Source organism: Azonexus hydrophilus (assembly GCF_905120355.1).
In the GTDB taxonomy this organism is placed as follows: Bacteria; Pseudomonadota; Gammaproteobacteria; order Burkholderiales; family Rhodocyclaceae; genus Azonexus.
Genome location: NZ_CAJHOB010000028.1, coordinates 1 through 7,961, shown reverse-complemented (window position 1 = coordinate 7,961; position 7,961 = coordinate 1). Strand labels below are relative to the sequence as shown.

6 protein-coding genes are annotated in these 7,961 nt (G+C 58.0%); 3 read left to right on the top strand and 3 right to left on the bottom strand.

Annotated features, from left to right (window positions below; translation table 11 throughout):
- Positions 1 to 41: 41 nt before the first annotated feature.
- The 3 genes from JYJ39_RS13635 to JYJ39_RS13625 all read right to left on the bottom strand — a co-directional run bounded on the left by JYJ39_RS13635 (position 42) and on the right by JYJ39_RS13625 (position 2,634).
- Entirely contained in the window at positions 42 to 1,418 is a 1,377-nt protein-coding gene (locus JYJ39_RS13635; protein ID WP_205205141.1) for an IS1380 family transposase, read from the bottom strand.
- 552 nt (positions 1,419 to 1,970) lie between these two features.
- Positions 1,971 to 2,270: a helix-turn-helix domain-containing protein gene (locus JYJ39_RS13630; RefSeq protein WP_014237542.1), complete on the bottom strand. Its 300-nt coding sequence runs from the start codon at positions 2,268 to 2,270 to the stop codon at positions 1,971 to 1,973.
- Positions 2,254 to 2,634, bottom strand: a complete 381-nt coding sequence (locus JYJ39_RS13625; RefSeq protein WP_205205139.1) for a type II toxin-antitoxin system RelE/ParE family toxin — start codon at positions 2,632 to 2,634, stop codon at positions 2,254 to 2,256. The genes JYJ39_RS13630 and JYJ39_RS13625 overlap by 17 nt, the downstream gene beginning before the upstream one ends.
- A 174-nt stretch (positions 2,635 to 2,808) precedes the next feature.
- Between JYJ39_RS13625 and JYJ39_RS13620 the strand changes: the two genes are divergently transcribed.
- The 3 genes from JYJ39_RS13620 to JYJ39_RS13610 all read left to right on the top strand — a co-directional run bounded on the left by JYJ39_RS13620 (position 2,809) and on the right by JYJ39_RS13610 (position 7,910).
- Positions 2,809 to 3,426: a recombinase family protein gene (locus tag JYJ39_RS13620; protein WP_148581784.1), complete on the top strand. Its 618-nt coding sequence runs from the start codon at positions 2,809 to 2,811 to the stop codon at positions 3,424 to 3,426.
- Between the two features lie 30 nt (positions 3,427 to 3,456).
- On the top strand, positions 3,457 to 6,450 hold the full coding sequence (locus JYJ39_RS13615) for a Tn3 family transposase (RefSeq protein ID WP_205205136.1): 2,994 nt from the start codon (positions 3,457 to 3,459) through the stop codon (positions 6,448 to 6,450).
- 443 nt (positions 6,451 to 6,893) lie between these two features.
- Entirely contained in the window at positions 6,894 to 7,910 is a 1,017-nt protein-coding gene (locus tag JYJ39_RS13610; RefSeq protein WP_205205134.1) for a phosphate/phosphite/phosphonate ABC transporter substrate-binding protein, read from the top strand.
- Positions 7,911 to 7,961 lie beyond the last annotated feature (51 nt).

Genomic DNA, 7,961 nt, shown 5'->3' with positions numbered 1-7,961 from the left:
CCGTTTTCGATCATTTTACGAAACGTTGGACTCCACTTTTTTCAGCCTACCTCAAAGAGCAGTTCGGTGACCCGCTGCAACAAGCCCTTGACGGGGCAGGTGCTGGGCAAGTGAAGCTTGATTCGGTCTTTGTATTGCACCACCCGAACCGCCAGCTTGAACAGTTTGAGAATGATGGTCATGGGCTGCGCCTTGGCCAGTTCGGTATGGCACAGGGTGTTTTCACGCAAGCTGTGAATCAGCTGGTATGCCGCGCAGGCGTAGAACAGGCGCAGATGATTGGCCAGGAAGCTGTGATCGGAAGTGCGGTCGCTGCCCAGGTCGTTCTTGATGGCCTTGATGAAGTTCTCGTCCTGGCCGCGTGGGCAGTACATATCTCGGTAGATAGCCTCGGGGGTCGGATCGGTCAGTGAGGTCACGACAAAGCGCGGATTGTCCCCCAGGCTCATGACTTCTGCTTTGACCACGACACGCCAGGCGCGGGACCAAGAGCCGGCCTGGTAATCTACGTCGTCATACAGTCGCGTCGCAGCGGGGGCAGGCTGTTTCAACGTGCGCGCATCAGCACAGTGTCGCTCATGCAGGGCGCGCGCCTCGGCGAGCAGCGGTTCGGCCTTGGGGCTCAGGGCTTTATTTCCGGCCAGGCCAAAGACGAAATCCATCCGCGCATCCTTTTCGCACAGGGCCATGAGTTCGGGATTGGAGAAATGCCCGTCGCCGCGCAGGATGAGGTGTGTCTCGGGCCAGGCTTGACGCAGCTGACGCACGACGCGGCCGATGATGGCCGCATTCTCCCGGCCGGTCGGGCGTTTGCCAGGGCGCAGCACCGCCGTGATGAGCTTGCCGGAGAGTCCTTCGAACAGAAACAAGGGCAAGTAGCAGTAGCTTTGGTAATAGTGGTTGTAAAGGGAAAGTTGCTGCGCGCCGTGAGTTCGGTCTTCGGAATGGTCCATGTCCAGCACGATGAGCGACGGCGCACTCGCGTAGCTGGCAATGAAGGCATCGACAAAAGCCCGGGCCATGCGGTAGATGTCGCGGCGCGACAGGCTGTTCTCCAGCCGCGAGAACGTCGGACCTGATGCCAGCGCATTGTTGTCGTCCAGCGGGGCGCGCTCGACGGCGAGTTTGAATGCCGGGTCATGGCGCAGGCTGTTGGCATCGTTGCCATCCACATAGCCGCAGGCCGTCTGAAAAATCCGCTGGCGGAGCAGATCGTTCAGGCTGTGATCAATGTAGGACGGATGCCGCTGATCCCGGATGCTCGCCGCCAGACGCTGGATCAATCCGGTTTGCCGATCCACCCCGTGCATCAAGAGTGCCCCGAAATCGCTGGAGACGCTGCCGCCTTCGAAGTCCGCGCGGACGGTAAAACCTGCCATGGCAGGAAAACGGAGCTGGGTCGGGATACAATCACTCATGGGCAGTCTCGGTTAAGCTTCTTACGAAGCGTTATTGGCGTAACCTCAATTATATCAATGAGTTAAGCGAGATTTGCCCATTTTTGTGAAAAATTCGGGATAGATCTGAATGCTTAGTACATTTCTTGGAAACAGTGGATCGAGGATCGATTCACTGGTGTGAACTTGTCCAGCCGAATTCAAAAGTGAAGCGGCCGTTCAATCGGCCGCTCTTATTACTGGTCGAATGGCAGTTACTGGCCGGCTACGGTCCGCCACCTGAATCAAATTGAGCCTGCTGGAACGGCAGGAGCACTCAGTACGCTGCCGCTCGGCCCACCGCCATTTTCGCCCCGCCAGTGACCGCTCTCGCTGCATACCGACCGTCCAAGCTGAAAATCTGAGCACCCACGGCTCAATGACCGTTTCAGAGCGAGCGAAAAAGCAAATGGCCGCAATGGAGAAAAATCCTGAATGACTCTTGTTGGCCGATCTCTGCCGATCATAGCGAAATGATGAATGACTTCGCCAAAATTTGATCAGTTGCAGCGTCTCCCGCTACAGGCAGCTTGTTCAAACCAGCACTTCCAGCCCCTTGCGTTCAATCACTGAAAGCAATCGTGCCGCAGCCCCACTGGGTTTTTTATCTCCGTTTTCCCACTTCTGAACGGTAGAGATACTGGCGTTGAGGTAGGCAGCAAAGACGGCCTGACTGATGTGCAGGCTCTCCCGCAAGCGCCGGATCATTTCTGCCGTGTAGGCCGGCGGTGGCAGGCATTGTGTTTCAAAATCACGCAATGTTTGCTTGTTCACTGCACCGATGTCATGCAAACCACGCATCGTTTCCAGGGCTTCGTTAATCATTCGGCTCATGCTGCACCTCCATCAATTCGTTGGCTTTCAACGCGGTTTCAATCTGATCGTTACTGAGCACGACCAATGTGCTCGCGAGGGTCTGGTAAATCCCCAGCTCGCGCTGGGTGATGCTGTCGCGATCTTTTTTCTCAAACCCGAAAAGAAAGTACAACGTGCCAGCGAACCGTGTGGCCAGCAAAGTGCGCGTGCTACCGCTTTTGCCTCGTCCAGGTAGCGCCACCCTTTGCTTGAACAGGTTGCTACCCAGATCCGCATCGATCAGCCCGCGTTCAATATCTGAAACGGCCTTCAACAAAGCGGTGTCGGTGACGCCAGCTTTCCCAGCCCAACGATCAAATACCCGTGTCTTGAAAACTCTCATGGCTCATTGTATCACTTGGTGCAACACTGAAGTCAATGGCCGACGCTACTCTGGCGTTGATCTGGCCAATATGAATGGCCAAATTGGCGGTGGACAATTTACATTGTGTTTCGCTTTATTGGCCATACCGTCTATAGTTAGCCAAGTTCCGTATACCCATTCTGGCCAGCATCCATGAACATCGCCCGTATTTACCTTCGCGTCAGTACCGAAGAGCAGGATCTCACTCGACAGGCGGAGATTGAGCTCAGCACACGGGCGGCCGGCTATTACATCGCCGGCGTCTACCGTGAGAAGGCGTCGGGTGCCCGCGCCGACCGGCCCGAATTGCTGCGGATGATCGCCGACCTGCAACCGGGCGAGGTGGTGGTCGCCGAGAAGATCGACCGCATCAGCCGACTCCCCTTGGCCGAGGCCGAGCAATTGGTCGGCTCGATCCGGGCCAAAGGCGCCAGGCTGGCTGTGCCGGGTTTGGTTGATCTCTCCGACTTCGCCGCCGAAGCTGATGGCGTGGCCAAGATCGTGCTGGAGTCGGTTCAGGAACTCCTGCTCAAGCTGGCCCTGCAAATGGCACGCGACGATTACGAGACCCGTCGCGAGCGGCAGCGCCAAGGCGTGCAACTTGCCAAGGCTTCCGGAAAATATACGGGGAGGAAGCCAGATGGCCCCACCCACCAGCGCATTGTGGCCCTGCGGCGAGCTGGCCACACGATCCAGAAAACTGCCGAGTTGGCTGGATGCAGCACCAGCCAGGTCAAGCGAATTTGGGCCATGCACCAAGGCAAGCCGTAACAGGGTTGTGGCCCTTCTACAGGAGCACTCATGCCGGTCAGCTTTCTCTCCAACGAACAGCGCGAAAGCTATGGCCGATACACCGGAGCGCCGTCGCCCGACGACCTCGCCCGTTACTTCCACCTGGACGATAGTGACCACGCATTGATCGCGCAGAAGCGCGGCGCACACAACCGGCTTGGCTTCGCCGTGCAGCTCGGCACGTTGCGTTATCTCGGCACCTTCCTGGAAGACCCGCTGGCCGTGCCGGCGCCGGTACTGCATACGCTGGCCAAGCAACTGCGCATCAAGACGTTTGATGATGCAAAGGCCTACAGTACGTGCGAGCAGCGCTGGCAGCACGCGACTGAAATCCAAACCCACTATGGCTATGTCGAAATCACCGAGCGCCAGATCGGCTTCCACCTAACCCGCTGGCTCTACGCGCTTTGCTGGACCGGCACCGACCGACCGACCGTGCTGTTCGAGCGGGCCGTGACCTGGTTGGTCACGCACAAGGTGCTGCTACCCGGCAGTAGCACACTCGAACGCTATATCGCCCGCCTGCGCAGCCGGGTGGAGGAGCGTCTGTGGCACGCGCTCGGCCGTGGCATCAGCAGCGAACAGCAGGTGCGGCTGGAAAGCCTGCTGCTCGTTCCGGTCGGCAGCCGGAGTTCGCCACTGGATCAGTTGCGCAAAGGGCCGGTCATGGTGAGCAGCCGATCCTTGGTCGTCGCGCTCATGCGACTGCGCTCGGTGCGCGAACTGGGTATCAGGCTGCCCGCAGCAGCCCGTATTCCGGCGACCCGGGTGGCGGCCTTGGCCCGGTTTGCAGGGGCCGCCAAGGTCAGTGCCATCCTGCGCCTGCCGAATCCACGCCGCCTGGCGACGCTGGTTGCCTTCGTGCATTGCCTGGAAGCCAGCGCACAGGACGATGGGCTGGAAGTGCTGGAGGTGCTCCTGCGCGAACTGTTTGGCGACGCCATCAAGGCGGACAAGAAGTCGCGCCTGCGCACGCTCAAGGATCTGGATCAGGCGGCGGCAACGCTGGCCAGCGCGTGCCAGATGTTGTTGGACACCAGTTTGCCGGATGGCGATCTGCGCACCCGATTGTTCGAGAAGATCCCGCGCAACGCGCTCACGTTGGCGCTCGAAGGCGTCAATGCGCTGATCCGACCGGCCGACGACGTGTATTACCAAGAACTGGACGCCAAGTACAAGACGGTGCGGTGTTTCCTGCCGGCCTTGGTCGAGCACATTCGCTTCGGTACGAACGTTGCAGGTCAGCCGGTCGTTGCTGCCTTTGATTGGCTGCGGAGCAACATCGCCCGCAAGAAACCGGGTAACGACGCGCCGCGCGAGGTGATCAGAAAGCCGTGGCAGCGGCATGTTCTGCGCGAGGATGGCAACGTCGATTTCCATGCCTATACCTTCTGCGTGCTCAATGAATTGCACATCGCCTTACGCCGGCGCGATGTCTTCGTGTCGCCCAGTTGGCGCTATGCCGATCCGCGTGCTGGCCTGCTTGATGGCATGGAATGGGAGGCCACCCGACCGATCATCTGCCGGACGTTGGGACTGTCGGCTCAACCCGAGCCGACGTTGAGCGCCTTGGCCAACGAGCTTGATCGTACCTATCGCGCCGTAGCCGCTCGGTTGCCCGACAACCCGGCGGTGCGTTTCGATCAGGTTGGCGACAAACAAGAGTTGGTACTCAGTCCGTTGGACAAGCTGGATGAACCGGCTTCGCTGATCGCATTGCGGGAGAGGGTCGCCGGCATGCTGCCGCGCGTGGATTTGCCGGAACTGATCCTGGAGGTGGCTGCGCGAACCGGCTTTACCGACGCCTTCACCCACCTCTCGGAGCGCACGGCCCGCGCCACCGATCTCCCTATCAGCTTGTGCGCGGTGCTGATGGCCGAAGCCTGCAATACCGGGCCGGAGCCGCTGATTCGCGGCGACATCCCGGCGCTCAAGCGCGACCGCTTGTCCTGGGTTGACCAAAATTATGTGCGCGACGATACGCTGACGGCCGCCAACGCGATACTGGTGGCGGCTCAAAGTCGCCTGGCGTTGGCCAACCTGTGGGGCGGCGGGGAGGTGGCATCGGCCGACGGTATCCGTTTCGTGGTGCCGGTGCGAACGGTGCATGCCGGCCCGAATCCCAAATACTTTGGCATCGGCCGCGGCGTCACCTGGTACAACCTGATCTCAGACCAGTTCTCTGGCCTGAACGACATCACCGTACCGGGTACCTTGCGCGACAGCCTGATCCTGCTGGCCGTGGTGCTCGAACAACAGACGGATCTTCAGCCGACCCAGATCATGACTGATACCGGTGCTTACAGCGACGTGGTGTTCGGCCTGTTCCGCCTGCTCGGCTATCGCTTCAGCCCGCGACTGGCGGACGTCGGTGGCACGCGCTTCTGGCGCATCGACCCGCAGGCTAACTACGGCCTGCTCAACACCATTTCGGCGCACAACCTGAGCTTGAAAAAAATCGTACCGCACTGGGACGACATGCTGCGTCTGGTTGGCTCGCTCAAGCTCGGTCTGGTGCCGGCCACCGGCATCATGCGCACGCTCCAGGTCGGTGACCGGCCAACCCGACTGGCGCAGGCCATCGCGGAATTCGGTCGAATCGACAAGACGCTACACACGCTGACCTACATCGATGACGAAGCCAAGCGCCGAGGTACGTTGACGCAGCTCAACCGGGGCGAAGGGCGCCACAGCGTTGCGCGAGCCGTATTTCATGGCAAGCGCGGCGAGTTGCGCCAGCATTACCGCGAAGGGCAGGAAGACCAGCTGGGTGCGCTCGGCTTGGTGCTGAACATGATCGTCTTGTGGAACTCCATTTACATGGAGGCAGCCTTGGACCAACTGCGCGCTGACGGCTACACGGTAAAGGACGAAGACGTAGCGCGGTTGTCGCCGCTGCTGCATGAGCACATCAACATGCTGGGGCGGTATTCGTTCTCGGTGCCTGATGCTGTCGCCAACGGCGAATTGCGCCCTCTACGAGATCCGGCGGACGAAGAATAGGCAGTGCAGCCGTAGGAATCGAGGGCCACTAATTCCGAGTTTGCGGGAACGGCGGACGGCATTACTCAAGAATCAATGACAAATACCTAACACGGTTTTCCGTTCCACTGCACCCCAAACCCCAAACCAGCCTTTGGTCACCGAGTGTTGGCGAACCGTTGCTGCCATTCGTCGCTGCAACGGTCCAACGTCAGGTAGTTGATTGAAGCGGACTCTCCCCCCAACTCTTGTCGCGCAACACCTAGGCTATAACGGCTGTTGTCCGTCTGGCTGACGAATGAGTGTAGTTCCTTGCTTTAGAAATCGCGCATACCGATGTTTTCGCCATAGTGACCTGGACCAAGGGTATCATCCGAAATGACGACTGATAGCATTGTGGGGTTATTTTGCGATTTTTGCGTTCTGTTTTCTTGTGTGTTTTGATTTTTATATCCAGCATTGGATTGGGCTTCACGAAGGAAGATAAATCACCGCTAACTTTGGCTGTCTATCAGTGGCGGCCGAAAGAAGAACAACTGGCGAAATGGCAGCCATTAGCGACGTACCTGAGCGGTGCGCTGAATGGTCGAGAAGTTCGTGTGTCTATCATGGACGAAACCGAGCTTGACGTGGCACTCGATGCCCGCCAAGTTGATTTTCTGCTAACGAACCCACGTAACTACATTACTCATCGGACAGAGCGTGCCTTAACAGGCGCACTTGCCACGCTCATTGAACTCGATGGAAATCGCCCAATAGCAGACTTAGCGGGGGTGATTGCTGTACGAGCGGATGAGAAGGAAATCAAGGAACTCACCGACCTAAAAGGAAAAAGAATTTCCATTCCCGGTACTCAGTTCATGGGAGCCTACTTGGCGCCGGCACATGCACTCGCCAAAGCGGGGGTGTTTCTGCCAAGGGATGCTCAACTTATTTCTTCGAATGGTCGGCAGGACCTTGGTCTCCAGGCGCTTGATGATGGAATGGTTGAGGCTGCTTTTATTCGGTCGGGATACCTTGAGGAATTAGCGACTACCGGGAAAGTCGATATAGCAAAATTTAGAGTACTGGGAGAAAGAAGCCACTCTGGATTTAGTTTGAAAGCCTCAACGGACCTATATCCCAACTGGCCGTTCGTTGCACTGAAACATGTTCCGCCTGATGTTGCAGCGAAAGTTGCCGGAGCACTATTCCAGATAAAACATGATGACGCCGTTGCCCGTGCCAGTGGAATTTATGGTTTTTCAGTCCCCGGTGACTACGCGCTGGTCGAAGAGGCATTGCGTCAATTGAGGCTTCCACCTTTTGGCAAAGGTCCGACCGTTACTAAAGAAGATGTGTGGAATGAATTCAAATCGTTCATTTTGGCCGCGAGTAGTTTGGGCGCTGTCATCATTTTCCTTTCGATTTTCCTCGCGGTAAGAACGCGCCAACTGTCGTTGGCACGTAATGAAATTCAGCATCAGACAGAAAGTCTGTAACCGTCCGACCACTACCGTCTTTCCGAGTTAATCGGAGTCAGGCAGCAGCGT

Coding starts and splice junctions, on each gene's coding strand:
- JYJ39_RS13635 (WP_205205141.1), bottom strand. CDS start 1,418: ATGAGTGATTGTATCCCGACCCAGCTCCGTTTTCCTGCCATGGCAGGT.
- JYJ39_RS13630 (WP_014237542.1), bottom strand. CDS start 2,270: ATGAGCCGAATGATTAACGAAGCCCTGGAAACGATGCGTGGTTTGCAT.
- JYJ39_RS13625 (WP_205205139.1), bottom strand. CDS start 2,634: ATGAGAGTTTTCAAGACACGGGTATTTGATCGTTGGGCTGGGAAAGCT.
- JYJ39_RS13620 (WP_148581784.1), top strand. CDS start 2,809: ATGAACATCGCCCGTATTTACCTTCGCGTCAGTACCGAAGAGCAGGAT.
- JYJ39_RS13615 (WP_205205136.1), top strand. CDS start 3,457: ATGCCGGTCAGCTTTCTCTCCAACGAACAGCGCGAAAGCTATGGCCGA.